General features: G+C 40.2%; 22 protein-coding genes. 20 read left to right on the forward strand and 2 right to left on the reverse strand.

What is annotated here, in order from left to right; all coding sequences use genetic code 11:
• Positions 1-540: an L-threonylcarbamoyladenylate synthase gene (locus AXF12_RS07745; protein WP_066429975.1), complete on the forward strand. Its 540-nt coding sequence runs from the start codon at positions 1-3 to the stop codon at positions 538-540.
• A gap of 416 nt (positions 541-956) precedes the next feature.
• On the opposite strand, the gene AXF12_RS07750 is transcribed toward AXF12_RS07745, so the two are convergent.
• Positions 957-1,667, reverse strand: coding sequence for a hypothetical protein (locus AXF12_RS07750; RefSeq protein ID WP_066429976.1), 711 nt, complete (start codon positions 1,665-1,667; stop codon positions 957-959).
• 23 nt (positions 1,668-1,690) lie between these two features.
• Positions 1,691-2,089 carry a hypothetical protein gene (locus tag AXF12_RS07755; protein WP_066429978.1) on the reverse strand — a complete coding sequence of 133 codons (399 nt, stop codon included), beginning with the start codon at positions 2,087-2,089 and terminating at the stop codon, positions 1,691-1,693.
• Positions 2,090-2,282: 193 nt separating this feature from the next.
• Between AXF12_RS07755 and AXF12_RS07760 the strand changes: the two genes are divergently transcribed.
• The 19 genes from AXF12_RS07760 to AXF12_RS07840 all read left to right on the forward strand — a co-directional run bounded on the left by AXF12_RS07760 (position 2,283) and on the right by AXF12_RS07840 (position 16,112).
• Positions 2,283-2,510, forward strand: coding sequence for a hypothetical protein (locus tag AXF12_RS07760; RefSeq protein ID WP_066429980.1), 228 nt, complete (start codon positions 2,283-2,285; stop codon positions 2,508-2,510).
• A gap of 1,139 nt (positions 2,511-3,649) precedes the next feature.
• Positions 3,650-4,021 carry a hypothetical protein gene (locus AXF12_RS07765; protein WP_066429982.1) on the forward strand — a complete coding sequence of 124 codons (372 nt, stop codon included), beginning with the start codon at positions 3,650-3,652 and terminating at the stop codon, positions 4,019-4,021.
• A 106-nt stretch (positions 4,022-4,127) separates the two neighbouring features.
• Complete coding sequence (locus tag AXF12_RS07770; protein WP_066429984.1) at positions 4,128-6,971, forward strand: hypothetical protein; 2,844 nt, start codon at positions 4,128-4,130, stop codon at positions 6,969-6,971.
• A 5-nt stretch (positions 6,972-6,976) separates the two neighbouring features.
• Entirely contained in the window at positions 6,977-7,246 is a 270-nt protein-coding gene (locus AXF12_RS07775; RefSeq protein ID WP_066429985.1) for a hypothetical protein, read from the forward strand.
• A gap of 14 nt (positions 7,247-7,260) precedes the next feature.
• The gene (locus AXF12_RS12105) at positions 7,261-7,518 is read left to right on the forward strand and encodes a hypothetical protein (RefSeq protein ID WP_074860953.1); all 258 of its coding nucleotides are present in this window, start codon (positions 7,261-7,263) and stop codon (positions 7,516-7,518) included.
• Positions 7,519-7,523: 5 nt separating this feature from the next.
• Positions 7,524-7,766, forward strand: a complete 243-nt coding sequence (locus AXF12_RS07780) for a hypothetical protein (RefSeq protein WP_066429986.1) — start codon at positions 7,524-7,526, stop codon at positions 7,764-7,766.
• The gene (locus AXF12_RS07785; RefSeq protein ID WP_066429988.1) at positions 7,763-8,149 is read left to right on the forward strand and encodes an ASCH domain-containing protein; all 387 of its coding nucleotides are present in this window, start codon (positions 7,763-7,765) and stop codon (positions 8,147-8,149) included. The genes AXF12_RS07780 and AXF12_RS07785 overlap by 4 nt, the downstream gene beginning before the upstream one ends.
• Before the next feature lie 174 nt (positions 8,150-8,323).
• Positions 8,324-10,126 carry a hypothetical protein gene (locus AXF12_RS07790; protein WP_066429990.1) on the forward strand — a complete coding sequence of 601 codons (1,803 nt, stop codon included), beginning with the start codon at positions 8,324-8,326 and terminating at the stop codon, positions 10,124-10,126.
• A gap of 16 nt (positions 10,127-10,142) precedes the next feature.
• Complete coding sequence (locus AXF12_RS07795; RefSeq protein ID WP_066429991.1) at positions 10,143-10,922, forward strand: hypothetical protein; 780 nt, start codon at positions 10,143-10,145, stop codon at positions 10,920-10,922.
• 4 nt (positions 10,923-10,926) lie between these two features.
• On the forward strand, positions 10,927-11,337 hold the full coding sequence (locus tag AXF12_RS07800; RefSeq protein WP_066429992.1) for a hypothetical protein: 411 nt from the start codon (positions 10,927-10,929) through the stop codon (positions 11,335-11,337).
• Positions 11,338-11,341: 4 nt separating this feature from the next.
• Positions 11,342-11,953 (forward strand): hypothetical protein, encoded by a 612-nt coding sequence (locus tag AXF12_RS07805; RefSeq protein ID WP_066429999.1) that lies wholly within the window; start codon positions 11,342-11,344, stop codon positions 11,951-11,953.
• Between the two features lie 43 nt (positions 11,954-11,996).
• On the forward strand, positions 11,997-12,455 hold the full coding sequence (locus AXF12_RS07810; RefSeq protein ID WP_066430000.1) for a hypothetical protein: 459 nt from the start codon (positions 11,997-11,999) through the stop codon (positions 12,453-12,455).
• A 63-nt stretch (positions 12,456-12,518) separates the two neighbouring features.
• The gene (locus AXF12_RS07815; RefSeq protein WP_066430002.1) at positions 12,519-13,106 is read left to right on the forward strand and encodes a hypothetical protein; all 588 of its coding nucleotides are present in this window, start codon (positions 12,519-12,521) and stop codon (positions 13,104-13,106) included.
• Between the two features lie 91 nt (positions 13,107-13,197).
• Positions 13,198-13,566 (forward strand): hypothetical protein, encoded by a 369-nt coding sequence (locus AXF12_RS07820; RefSeq protein ID WP_066430004.1) that lies wholly within the window; start codon positions 13,198-13,200, stop codon positions 13,564-13,566.
• Between the two features lie 35 nt (positions 13,567-13,601).
• Positions 13,602-13,907 (forward strand): hypothetical protein, encoded by a 306-nt coding sequence (locus AXF12_RS07825; protein WP_066430006.1) that lies wholly within the window; start codon positions 13,602-13,604, stop codon positions 13,905-13,907.
• 3 nt (positions 13,908-13,910) lie between these two features.
• Positions 13,911-14,831: a hypothetical protein gene (locus AXF12_RS07830; protein WP_066430008.1), complete on the forward strand. Its 921-nt coding sequence runs from the start codon at positions 13,911-13,913 to the stop codon at positions 14,829-14,831.
• Positions 14,824-14,994: a hypothetical protein gene (locus tag AXF12_RS12285; RefSeq protein WP_159429719.1), complete on the forward strand. Its 171-nt coding sequence runs from the start codon at positions 14,824-14,826 to the stop codon at positions 14,992-14,994. The genes AXF12_RS07830 and AXF12_RS12285 overlap by 8 nt, the downstream gene beginning before the upstream one ends.
• A gap of 6 nt (positions 14,995-15,000) precedes the next feature.
• Positions 15,001-15,528: a hypothetical protein gene (locus AXF12_RS07835; RefSeq protein WP_066430009.1), complete on the forward strand. Its 528-nt coding sequence runs from the start codon at positions 15,001-15,003 to the stop codon at positions 15,526-15,528.
• 11 nt (positions 15,529-15,539) lie between these two features.
• Positions 15,540-16,112: a PLD nuclease N-terminal domain-containing protein gene (locus AXF12_RS07840; protein WP_066430011.1), complete on the forward strand. Its 573-nt coding sequence runs from the start codon at positions 15,540-15,542 to the stop codon at positions 16,110-16,112.
• The last annotated feature ends 2 nt before the right edge of the window (positions 16,113-16,114 follow it).

The raw sequence follows: 16,114 nt of genomic DNA on the forward strand, positions 1-16,114 counted from the left end.
ATGAAAGAAATCTTAGCAGCAGGGAAAATAATACTTTATCCAACAGATACTGTTTGGGGGTTAGGATGTGATGCAACTAATTATGTGGCAGTAGATAAAATATTCAAGATAAAACAACGCAGTGAGAGTAAGAGTCTCATTATTCTGGTAAGTGACGAGCAGATGCTAAAAGATTATGTAGAAGAGATCCCAGCTGAGATACTTATCTATCTCAAAAATGTAGATCGACCTACTACGGTGATTTATCCTAAGGCAAAGAATTTAGCGGCTAATGTGATTGCAAGTGATGGAAGTGTTGCTATTCGCATACCTCAAGATGATTTCTGTAAGAGTATGATAGAAAACTTTGGCAAGCCTATCGTTTCTACCTCAGCGAATATCAGTGGCGAGCCTACTCCCACCTTCTTTAAGGAGATAAGCTCCTCTATTATTGAAGCTTGTGATTTTGTCTGTACTTTTCGTCAAGACGATGAAACTCCACGTCAGTCCTCACGACTTGTTCGCTTCCTATCCAATGGTAAGATAGAGGTACTTCGTTAAGATTAAAAATAAAAAGGCGTAATAAACTATCTATTAGCCTATTACGCCGCTTTAGTAGCGGGAACTGGACGGTGGTAAAAAGCCACCGTCATAATTCGGTATTGATTTTTAGGAGTTTAGACTACTGTTTTTTCCCTATTTTCTATTATTATTGTCCCAAAAATGACCCGCGTACGCAGCTCATTCTTCCTATTTATTATATATTTATTATTATTTTTATTTATATATTATATAAATATTTGTATGTTTTGTGTGCAGTAGTATATATATAAATAAATCAAATAGTTACATTACACACAAAACTGCACACACAAAATTCTGCACACAAAACTTTTGTGTGCAAACAATAAAGATTAAAACCCTTTATCGTTTGGTTTGTAGTTGCTGAGTAGTGTTATCATATTTACATTTATTCATTATTCATAAACGGTAATTTCTTTTTTGATAATAGCAACAGCTTCTACTGTTACACTAAAACCGTCAAAATAGTTACTGTTATAAAAACCTAAACTATATTTGTTTGTAAAATATGGATTATTCGGAAATTGTATATATGGAAGTAAGGTTACTTCAAAAAGTTCTTTTTCTGTGCCATAAAAACTACTTCCTAATTTGTTGTATTCATAATTTCCATCTGATAAAAAAAGGTCCTTATTTATACTTTCCATTAAGATAACCTGTACTTTGTCTGTTTGTTTTGTATCAGGTACTGTAATCACAGATGATAGATTTATTGGAGGAATATAAGGGTTTTTCTTTATTTGCTCAGTTAATTGCTCTGCCAACTTTAAATCTTTAACAGGTGCGCTCTTACTTCTACTTGTAGAAACTGAATAATACAATCCATATATATTTTTAGGAAGTTCAAAAGACAGCACATTTCTACCTGAACCAGAACCTGTTTTACTATATAACCAAAAATTTTGTTCTTTGATTAACGTAACAACTTCATAAGTTGTCTTTTTTACCTCTTTTTTAGGTTGTTGTGTATTTCCTCCTGAGTTTGAACCGCCTCCACTGTTATTATTGATTTGTTTCTGAGTTTGTGGTTCCTTACCATTATCGTCTTTACTGCAACTTGTTACGATAGCTGCCGCTACCAATAACGCTAAAATTACTCTTTTCATTGTTTTTAATTATTTTAAAATTATTAATTACTTATTTTATCCAATAGTTTATTGATTTGCTTGTCTTTTTCAGCTATTTGCTTATCCTTTTCCCTAATGATTTCAATAAGCTCCTTGTTAGAATACTCTACATTTTGCTCAATCTTTCTCACTTTGCCCGAAACGTTATTTGCTGCATTCGTGTTTCCATTTTGCATAATAGTAACAGGTGCGGGCTTCAACATTTCTCCCTTTCCTGTTACCAACCACTCAAGATTTAACTCAGGGAAAACAGCGATAATTTTCGCTAAATACACATCCGCAACAGTAGCATTTCGCTTGTCAGTATCTAAAAAACCTCTTTTAATCCCTGTTTTTTCTAAAAAAGTTTTAATGCTAAATTCCTTATAATCAATAAATTGTAAAATTCTATCCTTTGTCATAGCTAAAATTTTCGTTAAAAAATTTGCAGAATACGAAAATCTTCGTACTTTTGTCCCCGAAATCTCGTGGAAGTTTATTCGCAAAACGTCCGTAAAAACACACGGAAGTTTTCAGGAAAAACTCGCCGCAAAATTACACGGAAAAATTTAACTGACAAAATTTTTCACCTATAAAATATAATAACAATTTAAAATGAATAGTAAAGTAATAAAAGTAACCATCAAAGAGGACGTGCTCGAAGTACTAAATGATGACCGTGTATTAGCCTCTATCTTCCTAATGACGAACATAAAGGCGGATACTATTTACCGTTGGGTAAAGGCGGGCGACTACGACAAGCTGCTGTATTACCCTGTGCTGCTGGCAATAGGGCATATCCTCAGCAGAGACGTTTACGAACTGGTTGATGTGGAAATGTAATATAGAGAACCCTATAAATGCACAAGGCCCCACCACGAGGGCAGGGCTTTTAGGAGTTATTTTGCTGTAAGTAGAAAAACAACCCCAAGAGTTAATAATACAATTCCTGCTTCTTTTTGATTTTTCACAGGAATTTGAATATTAGCTCTTCCGTTAGAAATAGTAATTCCTTTCATAGGCTGAGCCGCAGGGTTTTAACTTACTGAGTTGGTTTGTCTCTCAGTCCCTCGCCTGCGGTGCAAATATAGGGTTTTCTTTTTAAAAGTAATAACGTACATAAACATATTGAGGACCCTATAAATGCACAAAGCCCCACCACGAGGGCAGGGCTTTGTTGGAGTTATTTTGCTGTTAGCAGCAAAACAATCCCAATAGCTAAGAACATTAATCCCGCTTGTTGTTGGTTAAGTGGAATACGTACATTAGCATTTTTGGTGATTATGCTTATCTGCATACGGTTGGTGCTCGTAGGATTTTAATACGGCAGTTTGTTAAGATGTCTGCCGTATGTTCTACGGCGGTGCAAATATAGGGTTTTCTTTTCAAAAGTAATAACGTACATAAACATATTGAGAACCCTATAAATGCACAAGGCCCCACCACGAGGGCAGGGCTTTGTTGGAGTTATTTTGCTGTTATCAGCAAAACAATCCCAAGAGTTAATAATACAATTCCTGCTTCTTTTTGATTTTTCACAGGAATTTGAATATTAGCTCTTCCGTTAGAAATAGTAATCCCTTTAATAGGCTGAGCCGCAGGGTTTTAACTTACTGAGTTGGTTTGTCTCTCAGTCCCTCGCCTGCGGTGCAAATATAGGGTTTTCTTTTCAAAAGTAATAACGTACATAAACATATAGAGAACCCTATAAATGCACAAGGCCCCACCACGAGGGCAGGGCTTTTAGGAGTTATTTTGCTGTTATCAGCAAAACTGCACCCATAGCTAATAATAACCAACCCATAGTTTTCTGGTCTACGTGGGTTACTATTACAGGTACATCACTCCTTTGAAGACTATTATACTTCATAGTAAGCCGCAGGGTTTTAACTTACTGAGTGGGTTTGTCTCTCAGTCCCTCGCCTGCGGTGCAAATATAGGGTTTTCTTTTTTAAGAAGATAACAAATAAAAAAATAGAATTATGACACTTATAGAAGAAATTAAAGAAAGAATACTTTCAAAATTAATAAAAATTCAGGGTATTAGTGATATTATACCTTACATTGATGACAATACTATATACTTTAACATCTTTTTCAATGATTTTAATGTATTTAACGAAGTAGATGCAGCAATTCCTTACAATTATCATCTACACCTTTTGAAAAGCAAAAACATTGCAACTGTTGAAATCCCTTTACAAGCACCAAAAGAGTTGGAAATAGAAGAATTAAAACAGTTGGTTGCTACCGCAGATAAGATGCTTAACAATATTCGTAAAAAACAGCAAGTTCAGAAGAGCGAAAGGATAATAAAAGTATATGCTTTTGGCTATCCTGATGATGAGAATTAGAAACGTTTAGTAGTCCTGATTTTTCAGTTTTTAACTGCCTTGCAAGTGCACCAAGCAGGGCAGTTTTTTAAAGAAACTGAAAAACATATATAATAAACTGATTAAAATGGCAGAATATAAATACACAAAAGAAAAGCTATACGAGCATACGAATGACGGGCTTGACATTATTCACCGTTACCTACCGCAGTCCGTAGGCTGTGAGACTTCCACAAATAAAAAATTCAAGATTAGAGACGAAAAAACACCCTCTTGCTCTCTCTATTATGGTACACAAGTGGACTGCTACCTTGTTACTGATTATGGTACGGGCACGACTTATGACCCTCTGGGTGTTGTAACTCTGTGCACGGGGCTTACTGACTTTGTGGAACTGCTCAAAAAACTATATGCTGAGTTTAACGTTGCTGAAAATGCTGCCTATTTTGAGCCTAACAAAACCTTTCACGATAGGGGTACGCTCCCGATAGATTACTTTAAGTTAGAGCCTAAGAAAGAGATAAAAAGCGCGCATAAGATAAACCGCTTTGTAACGCCTGAGATATGCAAGCTGTACAACGTTTACGAACTCGAGTATACAGAGCGCATCACTAAGAAAGGGCAGATAATGCGTACCGATAGCACGCCTGATTACCCAATTTTTGCCTATTCTGACAACCTTACTGTATGGGCAAAAACCTACTGCGTTGCTGAAAAAGAAAGACAATTTAAGCATTCTTATTTTGGTAAAAAACCTTCAAAATACTATCACGGGCTGGCTCGTATCTTTGATGCAATGCAGCCAAAAGATAAACGTATTAAAGAAATACGTGAAGAACTCAAAGACACAAAAAACGCCTTTGAAAAACAAAAATTACAAGCTGAATTAGATGACCTTCTACTACCCTACATCATTATCTGCTCTGGCGGCTCTGATGGGCTTACAATTGCAGGGCTTTCCGATGAGTTTTTCCCTGTGTGGGGCAATTCCGAGAATGACATCATAGATTACGACACTTACACTACCCTCAAAAATTGGTGTAAACATCTTTGCTATTTACCTGACTTAGACCCTTCAGGTATTCAATTTGCCTATAATTACTCAAATCAATACTGGCAACTTCCCATCGTGTTTATTCCTAAATTCTACCTTGAAAAGAACGGCGGTAAGGACTTTCGCGATTTTGTAGCTTATTTTCCTGAAAATGCAACTGCTGATACAATTGTGCGTGAGTTTAAAAAGTTTCTGAACGTGCCCGTATCGTATAACTTTGTGAGTGTTATTGATGGAAAATACAGAATAAATACACGTAACTTGAATTACTTCCTCAATGGACATAATTTCTTTGTGTACAACTCTGATTTAACAGAAAAAAGCGACAATGAGGATAATGGTGTGCTCGTGCATATTGATGAATTTAAAATCTCTATTCCTGAAAGTTCCAAAGTACGTAATTTCTGTAAGCAATTCCTTATTCGAAAGGGCACAACCGAAAAAGTGATTGACCTTGTGGATAGTTGTAACGCTTTACGCCCTAATGATTTAAAGAAAATCACTCCGAAAACATTAGATTTCACTAAGTACGGCAAAGATTTTCAGCTGTTTTTCTTCCATAATACAGTTGTAAAAGTTACAGCTTCTGAAATTGCAACCGTAAATAAGAAGGATATTAAGAATTACGTATGGGAAAACGCCATCATAAAGCGCGATTATTGGATTTCTCACGGACTATTCTTTGAGAATTACAAAGATGAAAACGGGAAAAACCGCGTAAAACTACTACGCAACGACTGCGATTTTATGAACTACCTTATCAATGGTAGTCGTGTACATTGGCAAAAAGAACAAGAGGCTGACCCCGATTTCCGCAAAAAGTTTATACTCGATAACCCCGTACTTTCTGAGAAAGAGCAAATCACACAAGAGCAACACTTTCTCGGCAAATGTTATGCTATCGGTTACTTACTGCACCGACAAAAACGCTTCGATTTTCAACGTTTTGTCTATATCGTAGATGATGACGTAAAGGACAATATTTCAGATGCAAATGGTGGTACAGGTAAAGGACTGTTTTCTCAGGGTATTAAGTGCCTTGCTAATGTACACGAAGAGGACGGTAAGAAAAAAGACCTTTTCGGCGACAGACACTTTCTTGGTGGGCTTGATGAAAGCCACGACATTATACTATTTCAGGATATGGCGCGACAGTCCGATGGCTTCGAACGCCTTTACAACCTCGTAACCGATAGTATCGTAACGCGCCCTTTGCAGCAGAAAACAAAAACCTTTCCTTTTCAGAAGTCCCCAAAGATTATGGGCACTTTCAACTATGGTGTCAAGGATATGGACAACGGTTCTACCCAACGCCGTTTGCTGTTTGTATCCTATTCCAGTTACTACCACGCTCAGAAAGATGACCTAAAAGAGTATACCCCCGTAATGGACTTTGGACATCAATTCTTTGAGGATTGGGATAAAAACCAATGGAATACGTTTTATAACTTTATGCTATTTTGTGTGCAGTTTTACTTGAAAAACTATAACGATTACAGCAATTTCCTTTCGCCTACTGAGAACGTAAATATAAACAATCTGAAAGCCTCTATTGGCGATAACTTTATTGAGTGGGCTGATGGTTATTTTGTAGATGAGAACCTAAACAACGAAATACCTCGTGCTGAAATATATGCAAATTACGAGACTACCGTAGGTGCAAAATACAAAATTGGCGGACGCTTATTTAAGCAACACCTTGAAAAGTACTGCCGTCTGAAAGGATATGTATTCAACCCTGAGCGGCTACGTGGCAAGGATGGGCGTATCATTCGTACCGCTACAATCGCCACAGGCGGGCGCACCTCTATTGAGTACTTTTATATAGAGGCCCAAGAGCCCACCGATAACGAACCCGTAACGGATGCAGCTCCTGAGCAAGAGGATAATATAGATATAGACGATTTAGCATTTTAATAACTATGACAAGCGAACAAAAAAACCAATTGAAGAACCGCCTCATCGACGAGGCTAACAAGCCCGAAGTGCTCGAAGCCTTTCGTTGGTGCTGCAATAACGGTGTGCAAATATACCCTATACCCACTGATAATTACGGCAATTATCTACGTATAGCTGTCAATATCAAAGGCAAAGAAACCATTGGTAACGAGATATACGACAAATACAATGCAGGCTTAAAGCGTCTCGAACTATTTAAAACCATCTATAACAAAAACCATAAGAACAAGTAAAAACTATGAATGAAATGCCCTTAAAGACACTCTATTATGTACGTACCAAAACCAAATTGTACGAGCTTTACGAAAGTCAGTACAGCCGTCAAGCTATACGTAATTATATCAATGATATTATAAAAGACTATCGCCCGAATGTAAATCATAAGTGCCGTAATGTCAGTACTCAGGAGTTCCTAACTTTTGTTGAACTCTACGGACTGCCCGACGGATACCGCCTATCAGATACATTACAAAACGAGCTAAATAACAGAAAATTAAAAATATAAACAATATGACAGTAGAAGTAACAGCAGAAGTATATCCGAATGAGTTCAGTACTAAGGAACTATTAGACGAATTGGAATTTAGGATAAAAAATGATGATGATTTTGATGAGGACACCGTACTTGCAACGTTCAAGAAGATGTTCACGCTTGGGAGGAGCTTAACAGAGGCTTCTAAAATCGAGTATTTCCTTGACAACTTAGGGCGTATCACCGAAACCGATTTAAGAAATATAGTAGAAAACCAATGAAAGTAATCTTACCAATTAAACCTCAGTACGCTGAAAAGATTTTTAGCGGCGAAAAGACTTACGAACTACGCAAGCATTTGTTTAAGTACCCTATAACTCACGTTATAGTATATGCCACTGCACCTATTAGCAAGGTAATAGGCGAATTTGAAGTAAGCCATATCATCGCAGCGCACCCTATTGAGCTTTGGAATATGATACGCTTGTCAGAAGATAAATCATTAGCCTGTGTAACAATAAGAGAGTTTATTAATTACTTCGACCTAATGAAATACGCCCTTGCCTTAGCAATAAAAAATCCTACTCTTTTCGATAAACCCCGCCCCCTGTCAGATTATGGACTTACCCACGCCCCTCAGTCGTTTGTCTACTACGATGAATAACAACCGCCCTGCCTCTCGCAGGGCTTTTTTTGTGTCCTTCCGTGCTCTTCCGTGCTCTTCCGTTACCGTCCGTGCTCTTCCGTGCGTCTCTTCCTTGCCTTCTACCGTACCTTTGCCCCGAAAGTTTTAAGTCATAATTGTTAATATCATAATTTTTTTCATTAGAACAGATGTATGGAACTCACTGCTGCCGACATAAACGCATCGCTGCGCCGTCCAATTCAATCAGGGTTGGTGTACGCGGCGTTTATGCCAGCCAGTGATTGCAGTTCTACGTGGCTCGTCAAGGGCAATACCTCTCTATCAATAGCTAATATGAAAGAGACCGCCCTTAAATACCGTCACCACACTGAGAAGCTGCAAAAGCAGTTTTTCAACGACAAAAACCTTGAAAAACTATGCAGAGACATACACGATTTTCTGTTCAATAACATACAGTATAAACTCGATGGCGAAAAACAATTACTACGCTCTCCTGCCTGTACGTGGGTCAGCCGCAACGATGGGGTAGACTGCAAGAGTTACAGCATTTTTGCCTCTACCATACTGCTCAATGCAGGTGTTAAACACTATATGCGCCGCATCAAGCAAGCCAGCAAACCCGACGGGTTCACTCACGTGTATATCATCGTACCGAAGAACCAGCGGACGCTGAAAAAAAGTACATTGACAGACTATTACGTAATTGATGGCACTATCAATAGCCTGCAAGAACTACCTTATATCGAAGCCGATGATGTGCTTGTCGAACCTAAGAAGAAAAGAGGTTTAGGGGCAGCGCAACAAACCGATTATAAAGGAGATGATATAGACAGTTATTTGGATAGAGGTTATAACGATGCACTGCTGAGCTACGAGCAAGCGCACAAAACAGGTAGTATTGAGGGGGCTATTAAATTAGCCAATGAGAATGCTAAGATTGACGCTGCCAGTGGGGCCATTACCGCGATTGCAACCGCTATTAATCCCGTTGCAGGTGCTGTTGTGGGCGCTGTGGCTGCCGTAGTATCACTACTTTTCCGTTCTCGCAGACCTGACCCTTGCGCTGGTAGTTTTTATATTCCTGACGAAATTAACAACAACTTGAAAAATCGTTTTAACGAGAGCTTTAAAAAGTCGATGTTAAGAGTTCAGGAGCATATTAACAAAGGTACGGAAGCAGCCGCTGTAAATGAGCTTAACTCAATGTTGAAAAACATAGACTTAGGCATTGCACATTTCACATCTGAGATACAGAAAGAAAGTAATCCGTGTAGCAAAGCCGCTCTAATAGGTTATACTGATTTTGTAGGCAAAATAGCCCAAATCATAGAGAACTTTTTAGTAGGCTTAAAAGCAGTTATGGGTGAGTACTACAATGTTACAGAAGTAAAAAAGAAAGGTTCCACCGCAGAGCGTACTTGGTACTTTATCATTCCTAACGGGCGCCGCCCTGTGGAAGCTACTTATAGGGTAATCATTTTTGAAAGCCGCGATAAAAAGAAAGGCGTATATCCTTATGGTACTGAGCAAAATTTTGACGATTGGCTCAATGAAAACACGATGGATTTAGCTAAGAAGTACGGCGATAGCGTGGCTAAACAGTATTACGCTGAGATGCTCCCTTTTAAAGAAAAGATTGCTGCCATTCGGAAGAATGTATATGTGTCTGTACCTGTACAACTCAGTATGGAAGACAAACTAAGAGCGCAAGAGTACTCTATATACCTGAAATACGATAAGGAGTATCAAGCCGAGCTACTGGCTAAAACCAAGAGCGCAAAAGAAGCCTATACGGCAGCAAACTTAACCTTTTGGGAAGAGCTGAAAAAAATACGAGCGCAGCGCCTCTATGACGAAAACAGGCGTGTGGAGAATATCGCAAAGATAGCCCAAAGCAATGCAGATGCAAAGGCAGGTTTAGAGCAGAAGAAAACGCTTAACTACTTGCTGTTTGGTGCCATAGGGCTGGCAATGCTGGCAGTTATAAAGAAGTAAATAAAACAACAAGACTATGTTTGATACAGTATATAATACAAAACATACAGGATTAGGCTTTAGAGATGGTTTTATGTACTCTTATGATAATATGTTGGAAATGCAAGAACTTATTTATCGTAGAGAAGCTCTAAAAGCTAATACCATTTCCTTACAGAACTATTTGCATAATGCTGAGAATGGAGAACAACAGAAAGTATATACAGCCTTAGAAGCAAAGTCTATTCACTTAAAGAAAAAGTTAGTAGACTTACAAGTAGATGTTGAAGGGCTGAAAAAGATAAAAACGGCTTGGGAAGAGAACCCCGAAGTAGCTGCTGTAAGATTTGGACTTGGCAGTAAGATTGATGAGAGCCTTATTAAGGAAATGAAATATGGTGTTGATAGAAAAACCTATGAAAATCTTTTAGCGCAATTGAGAAACTTTGAAGTTCTGAAGGCTACCCTTGAAGAGAGAGCAGAAAACATCAAAAAGCGCTTATCGCCTGAGAATATACAGCTTTTCCGTGATGAAGTGGCGAAGTTAGAAACAGAAGTTACTAAGCTCGAAGCTGAAAAGAAGTCTCTCACCGAAGAGATTGACAACCTGAAAAACGCTTACAACCTTCGCAAAGAGACTGAAAAGCTCGCTTTGGAGCAAGAGCGCCAACAGCGCGAAGCCAATGCTCAAGCAGTAAACGCTAAAGCACAGAGCAAAAAGCAGAATAACACCATTCTCCTTGTGGCGGGCGCGGCGATTTTAGTTTGGGTGCTCCTCAGTGGAGACGATAAGAAACACGTAACCGTAACTGTTTAATGCTATGAGAGTGACAAAATTACAAGGATTAGGTGCTAATTGGGGGTTAATCACTAATATAGGTAATACAAGTGCTAACCTCGTCAATGCAGGTGCTAACGCTTACGCAGCATTTAATCAGGGGAACAACAACAGCGGTAGCGGCGGCGGCGGTGGAACCGTAGACAATAGCACTACAAACATCTATCAAGCCCCCAAGAGTGCAGAAGAAATCGCCTTAATGAAGCGTCAGCAAGAAGAAATTGAGCGCAATAACCGTACACAGAACGCCTTGCAAATGCAGAACCAAGCCAATATGTGGCGTATGATGGATAAAAGTACAAAGCAGCCTGAGAAAGAGGATAACACACCTATTTACCTGTTGGGTGGAATTATCTTAGTAGGTGCGTTCCTAATAGCAATGAATAAAAAGTAAGACAATGGAAGCAGAATTAGACATATACCAATTAGCGGCCCCCTTAGCAACGGTGCCCACAACAAGCTACGGCGTAAAAACCACAACGCCAAGCGTTACCACTCCTACCTTTAAGCCCAGTGGTACGGTAGATATGAGCCGATACAACCGCGTAACGCTCAACCAGTCGCAGCTCAGACAAGCCGACAGACTGGCAAGGCAGCAGGCAAGGAAAAATCAACCTTCCTACTTTGAGCGCAACGGAGAACGCCGCTTTGATACGATTGTAAACGGGTTGAAAGACCTCATTAGTACAGGTATCAGCGGTTACGGACTGGTTCAATCCATACAAGGCAAAGGTGGGTATATCACCGATGAGAACGGCAACAAGCAGTATCTCACACAAGAGGACTATAACGCCATTCGTGATTACAGTAGCAGTATGGCATCACAAGCCCAAGCCAACGGTATGGACTTTATGCAAATGATGATGATGATGATGAATATGATGAACCAAAAAAACAATGGTGATGATAGCGCCGACAGGTCTAAGGGCAACAATACCATTTTATACGTCGGTTTAGGCGTTGCTGCGGTGGCCCTCTTAGGCTTCGTAATGATGAGTAATAAAAAGTAATCCATAAATAAGAATTTTCAAAACATTAAACAAAGTAAAGAAAATGAGTAAATTAAACCAAAAAACGATAACCAGCGCGGGCGTAGCCACAGTAAGCGCACTTGCTGGGGGAATGGCTTCAAGAGTGATTGCCGACAACGTGCCACTCTTCAAAGACAAGCCAGTGTACAAAGCTGCCATCTTAGGCGTTGCCGCAGTGGTAGGTGCGGCCCTTATCACTCCAAAGGACGACACCACCAAAGCACTGCAATTCGCCTTATATGGTGCAGGTGCCGCTCAGCTGAACGAGACTGCTAAGCTCGCACTGAGCAGCAAGCAACCGCTCAAAGAAGGTGTGTTGAAAACCGCTCTCGGCGCACCAGATACAGAGTACGTATTGGTAGACAATACAATGTACCCTGCCGAACAAACCCAAGACGTAGACTATCAGGAGGTCCTCGACAATCCATTTCCTGACAATGCCCCTCGCTTCTTGGCTCAACCCGAATTTGCTGCTGTCTAACCGATAGGCTTTTGCAGCAATCCTAACGTAATCAATTCATTAATAAAGCTAAAAAAAAAGAATATGGCAAATTATTTATTATCAAATGAGGAGCAATTCCTCAGAGTATGTGAATTTTTGGCGAACCACGCCGCAAGCAAGGGCATCAATATGCCAATTTCACGTATGAAACCAACCCCAACAGGGTTGTATATCGCCAGTCCATTCACTGCTGGCGGTAAGGTTTCCCTACTGCAAAACGTAACTGTAAAGCAAGTAGGTGTTACTAACTTCGACGGTCAAACGTTGGAGCAAGACCGTTACGCAGTCATCGATGGGGTTACCATTATGTACGGCGAGGCTGCACCAACTAAAAAGGTTTGGGAAGTAGACTACTCAAAAGACCTTCCAGAAGTGCTCAAAAACTCCCAGTTGGTGGTAATGCAGCAAAACGAAGTAGTAATTAGCCTTCCTATTGAGGACGTCAACAACGCTAAAAAGTCAGAGGACTTTGTACGTAAGTTGAACGCTTTGGCGCTCTTAGTGCCAAACCAAACCATCGATATTTATATCGATACCCCAGTAGGTAGTAGCATCACACCTGCTGCATCAGGCAACTCTTCATTCGTGAAGGTAATTTTGACAGGTTCAGAAACCTACCTGAAACGATAATCATTCACATCAATTCATTGAAATAGCCCTGCCTTTAAACGGGCGGGCTATTTTTGATTTAACACATTACAAACGTAAAAATATTTAGAATATGTTAAGCCGTATAGTATACAATCCTTTAAAAGTCAAAATTGCCACAGGGCAACTCTCTTATGGTGGTGGTATTAGTTTAGATGCTGGCATCTGTGTAGGGGTGTATTTTGTTCCTACCAAAGACCCTGAAGCTGATTTTGACATCAATATTGAAGTGAAGACTTCACAAGGGGATATAATCCTCAATGGTACCGATTACCGCGATTACACTCACAAACAAGGTGGGTATTTCAACGGTATGAAGCCCGTAGGGTTCCCCAGCAAGCCTACGCGCTTTGAGGTAAGTGTCACCGCTGAGCAAGCCCTTACCAAAGACTTTGCGGGACAACTCATTTTTGTGGTTGAACGCGAAAAAGAAGACGAGTAAGCAACTATTTTTCAATTAATTAAAAAATAATAAAGATGCGACGTATAGGTAAATTAGTAACCAAACTCATCACCCAAGACGAAATCCTTGACTTTTCAGAGAGTTCACAAGGCAACGGTGTGCTATCGCTGACCATTCAGAATATAGGCAACGCTACCTTGATACTTGAAGACGGCTCAATGCAGGAAATCCTTCCCGATGATGCTTTTGTGGTAGAGTGTGATATCCCTATCATCAACCCCAGCGTAAGGGTGAGTTTCAAGCGTGAGGCAGGCAAAGATGACCGTAGGGCAGTGGTGCGATATATCTATGAAGTTTGCACCGAAAACATCGATGAATAGATTATGAATGAGTTAGATAAGTTAATAAAACGAATAACAGAGTTTTTAAGGCAGTCAGAAAGCAATGTGATAGCCGTTTCTTTCAATGGCAATCGCCTATCCAAAGAAACGATGCCTAAATATCTCTTTACCCTCAACGATATTATCAAGAAATTCGGCGGGGTAGAAGAGATGTTAGACACATTGCCTGAATATGGTTTTGGCAATGGGACAAAGCTCGATATGAAACGCAAATACGGTCAAGGGGCAAGCCTCTCGCCGAAAGTTGTAGAAAGTATCGAATTGAACTTTTTTCCGCCACAAGCCCCTGCTGAGGAACTACCAATGCAACAAGCAATGAACACGTACGGCAATACATCTCCCGATAAAATACCTTCACAAGCCAGCGGTACCGTGTCCCCAGCACCTACGGGGGCGGTGCCTATGGCAATGCAGGTTCCTATGTCGATGGGATACCCTAACGTAGGGCTTGGGTACACCCCAGTGCCTAATGAGGAATGGGTAACTCAGAAAGTAAAAGGAGAGCGTTACGAAGATCTCAAAAGGGATTATGACCGCCTACAAGGTGAAAACCTCGATTTGCGCAAGCAAATTCTTCACTTGGAGCAAGAAAAGGGCAGTTTGAAAACACAGTTAGATACCGCAGAACTGCGGGCTGACCTAAATTTAAAGACTGAGTTACTCAATAAGAAAGGGTTCTATGAAAGCCCTGCCTTTGAGAAGATAACTGAAGCGTTAGGCGCTGTAGCTCCAATGATAGCAGAAAAGTATATGGCATCGAGTGCGCCAGTGACTGCCTTAGCAGCTCCTGAACTCTCAGAGGTTAAAAAAACCTTTATTGCTATCATTAGCGACCCAGAAATTTCTGATGAAAAGGTAAACGAGTTATACGAACAATTAACGAATGAACAACAGTATGAGTAAAGCAAAATACACCAAGGAAGAGGCCCTGCAAAAGCTCGCACAGCTCGATGAAAAGACGTTGAGCCGTTTGGCTGAGATTTCTGATAACTCAAAAGCAAGGAGTTATTTCAGCAATGACATTCAGTTCGCGCTCCTCAAGGGATACCTTGCTATAAAAAAGTAATACACAATGACCGATAAGCCCACAACCACCACAAAGACGCAAAACGCGCTATCCTTTATTGCAAAGAACAAAATGACAATTCTTGTAAGTGCTGCTGTACTTGCGGGTGTATTTGTCGTATACAAAGTTGCCAAGCGCTTTGCTGGCAGTGATGACGATGACCACGTAAAGGGCACTGGTAGCGACTTAGATAAAAGCAAAGCTACCATCACCGAAGCGCAATCAAAAAACTATGCTGAGCAACTTTTAGACGCGATGAATGCCGCTTATCCATTGTGGGGCACTGATGAAAAAACCATTTTAGCAGTGTTCAACCAGCTGAAAAACAAACACGACTTTCTGATGGTGTACCACGCTTTCGGTTTACGTGATTACAATGGCTATAACTCACCGCCTAAAAGTTTTTGGAAGTACTTAGATGTATACCAAAAGCGCGATTTGGTCTATTGGCTCAAGTCCGAGTTAAGCCCTTCCGATGGCGAGGTATACAAACGGGTTAAAAAGGTTGTCGAAGGTTCAGGGTTCACATTTTAACACATAAAGCAATGAAAAGAAGCATTTTACAAAAAACATATTACAGGCTTGGCGTTCCTATTGTCCAAGAGGTAAAGCCCTCAGTGATTGATGAGTGTAAGGCTTGTAAGAAAAAGGCGTTACAATCGGGGGTTATCACCTCATACCTACTCGATGAGAGTGGGCAACCTGTACTAAACGCGCACATTATCAACTTGAACAGCCCTAAGAACAGCACCACTACAGGGCTTGATGGTAAGTTCACGCTCAGGGCAAACCCCACTGACAACATCAAGATAACGCACGTTTCAGGGGAACAAGTTACGGTAAAGGCGGGCAGTATTCCTCAGCGAATGACCTTTAAAACAGGGTTCCAGCTCGACGGTATCACCCTCACCCCTAAAACCCCCAGCACACCAAATACACCTGCTGGGCCAAAGGCTCCTGAAAAGGAGATAAAACCACGACAAACGCAGGTACAGGTAAGTCCTAACCTCAACGATAAAGCCGATACCTCTAAAAAGTGGTTGTGGCTGGCACTTATCGTATTGGGCGTCGGTGTAGGACTTTATTTGTTTAACAGAAGTAGTAACCCAAAAGCATAATA

This window comes from Capnocytophaga haemolytica (assembly GCF_001553545.1).
GTDB lineage: Bacteria > Bacteroidota > Bacteroidia > Flavobacteriales > Flavobacteriaceae > Capnocytophaga > Capnocytophaga haemolytica.

Bases quoted from the DNA above. Each gene is read 5' to 3' on its own strand.
- AXF12_RS07745 (WP_066429975.1), top strand. From the start codon at position 1: ATGAAAGAAATCTTAGCAGCAGGGAAAATAATACTTTATCCAACAGAT.
- AXF12_RS07750 (WP_066429976.1), bottom strand. From the start codon at position 1,667: ATGAAAAGAGTAATTTTAGCGTTATTGGTAGCGGCAGCTATCGTAACA.
- AXF12_RS07755 (WP_066429978.1), bottom strand. From the start codon at position 2,089: ATGACAAAGGATAGAATTTTACAATTTATTGATTATAAGGAATTTAGC.
- AXF12_RS07760 (WP_066429980.1), top strand. From the start codon at position 2,283: ATGAATAGTAAAGTAATAAAAGTAACCATCAAAGAGGACGTGCTCGAA.
- AXF12_RS07765 (WP_066429982.1), top strand. From the start codon at position 3,650: ATGACACTTATAGAAGAAATTAAAGAAAGAATACTTTCAAAATTAATA.
- AXF12_RS07770 (WP_066429984.1), top strand. From the start codon at position 4,128: ATGGCAGAATATAAATACACAAAAGAAAAGCTATACGAGCATACGAAT.
- AXF12_RS07775 (WP_066429985.1), top strand. From the start codon at position 6,977: ATGACAAGCGAACAAAAAAACCAATTGAAGAACCGCCTCATCGACGAG.
- AXF12_RS12105 (WP_074860953.1), top strand. From the start codon at position 7,261: ATGCCCTTAAAGACACTCTATTATGTACGTACCAAAACCAAATTGTAC.
- AXF12_RS07780 (WP_066429986.1), top strand. From the start codon at position 7,524: ATGACAGTAGAAGTAACAGCAGAAGTATATCCGAATGAGTTCAGTACT.
- AXF12_RS07785 (WP_066429988.1), top strand. From the start codon at position 7,763: ATGAAAGTAATCTTACCAATTAAACCTCAGTACGCTGAAAAGATTTTT.
- AXF12_RS07790 (WP_066429990.1), top strand. From the start codon at position 8,324: ATGGAACTCACTGCTGCCGACATAAACGCATCGCTGCGCCGTCCAATT.
- AXF12_RS07795 (WP_066429991.1), top strand. From the start codon at position 10,143: ATGTTTGATACAGTATATAATACAAAACATACAGGATTAGGCTTTAGA.
- AXF12_RS07800 (WP_066429992.1), top strand. From the start codon at position 10,927: ATGAGAGTGACAAAATTACAAGGATTAGGTGCTAATTGGGGGTTAATC.
- AXF12_RS07805 (WP_066429999.1), top strand. From the start codon at position 11,342: ATGGAAGCAGAATTAGACATATACCAATTAGCGGCCCCCTTAGCAACG.
- AXF12_RS07810 (WP_066430000.1), top strand. From the start codon at position 11,997: ATGAGTAAATTAAACCAAAAAACGATAACCAGCGCGGGCGTAGCCACA.
- AXF12_RS07815 (WP_066430002.1), top strand. From the start codon at position 12,519: ATGGCAAATTATTTATTATCAAATGAGGAGCAATTCCTCAGAGTATGT.
- AXF12_RS07820 (WP_066430004.1), top strand. From the start codon at position 13,198: ATGTTAAGCCGTATAGTATACAATCCTTTAAAAGTCAAAATTGCCACA.
- AXF12_RS07825 (WP_066430006.1), top strand. From the start codon at position 13,602: ATGCGACGTATAGGTAAATTAGTAACCAAACTCATCACCCAAGACGAA.
- AXF12_RS07830 (WP_066430008.1), top strand. From the start codon at position 13,911: ATGAATGAGTTAGATAAGTTAATAAAACGAATAACAGAGTTTTTAAGG.
- AXF12_RS12285 (WP_159429719.1), top strand. From the start codon at position 14,824: ATGAGTAAAGCAAAATACACCAAGGAAGAGGCCCTGCAAAAGCTCGCA.
- AXF12_RS07835 (WP_066430009.1), top strand. From the start codon at position 15,001: ATGACCGATAAGCCCACAACCACCACAAAGACGCAAAACGCGCTATCC.
- AXF12_RS07840 (WP_066430011.1), top strand. From the start codon at position 15,540: ATGAAAAGAAGCATTTTACAAAAAACATATTACAGGCTTGGCGTTCCT.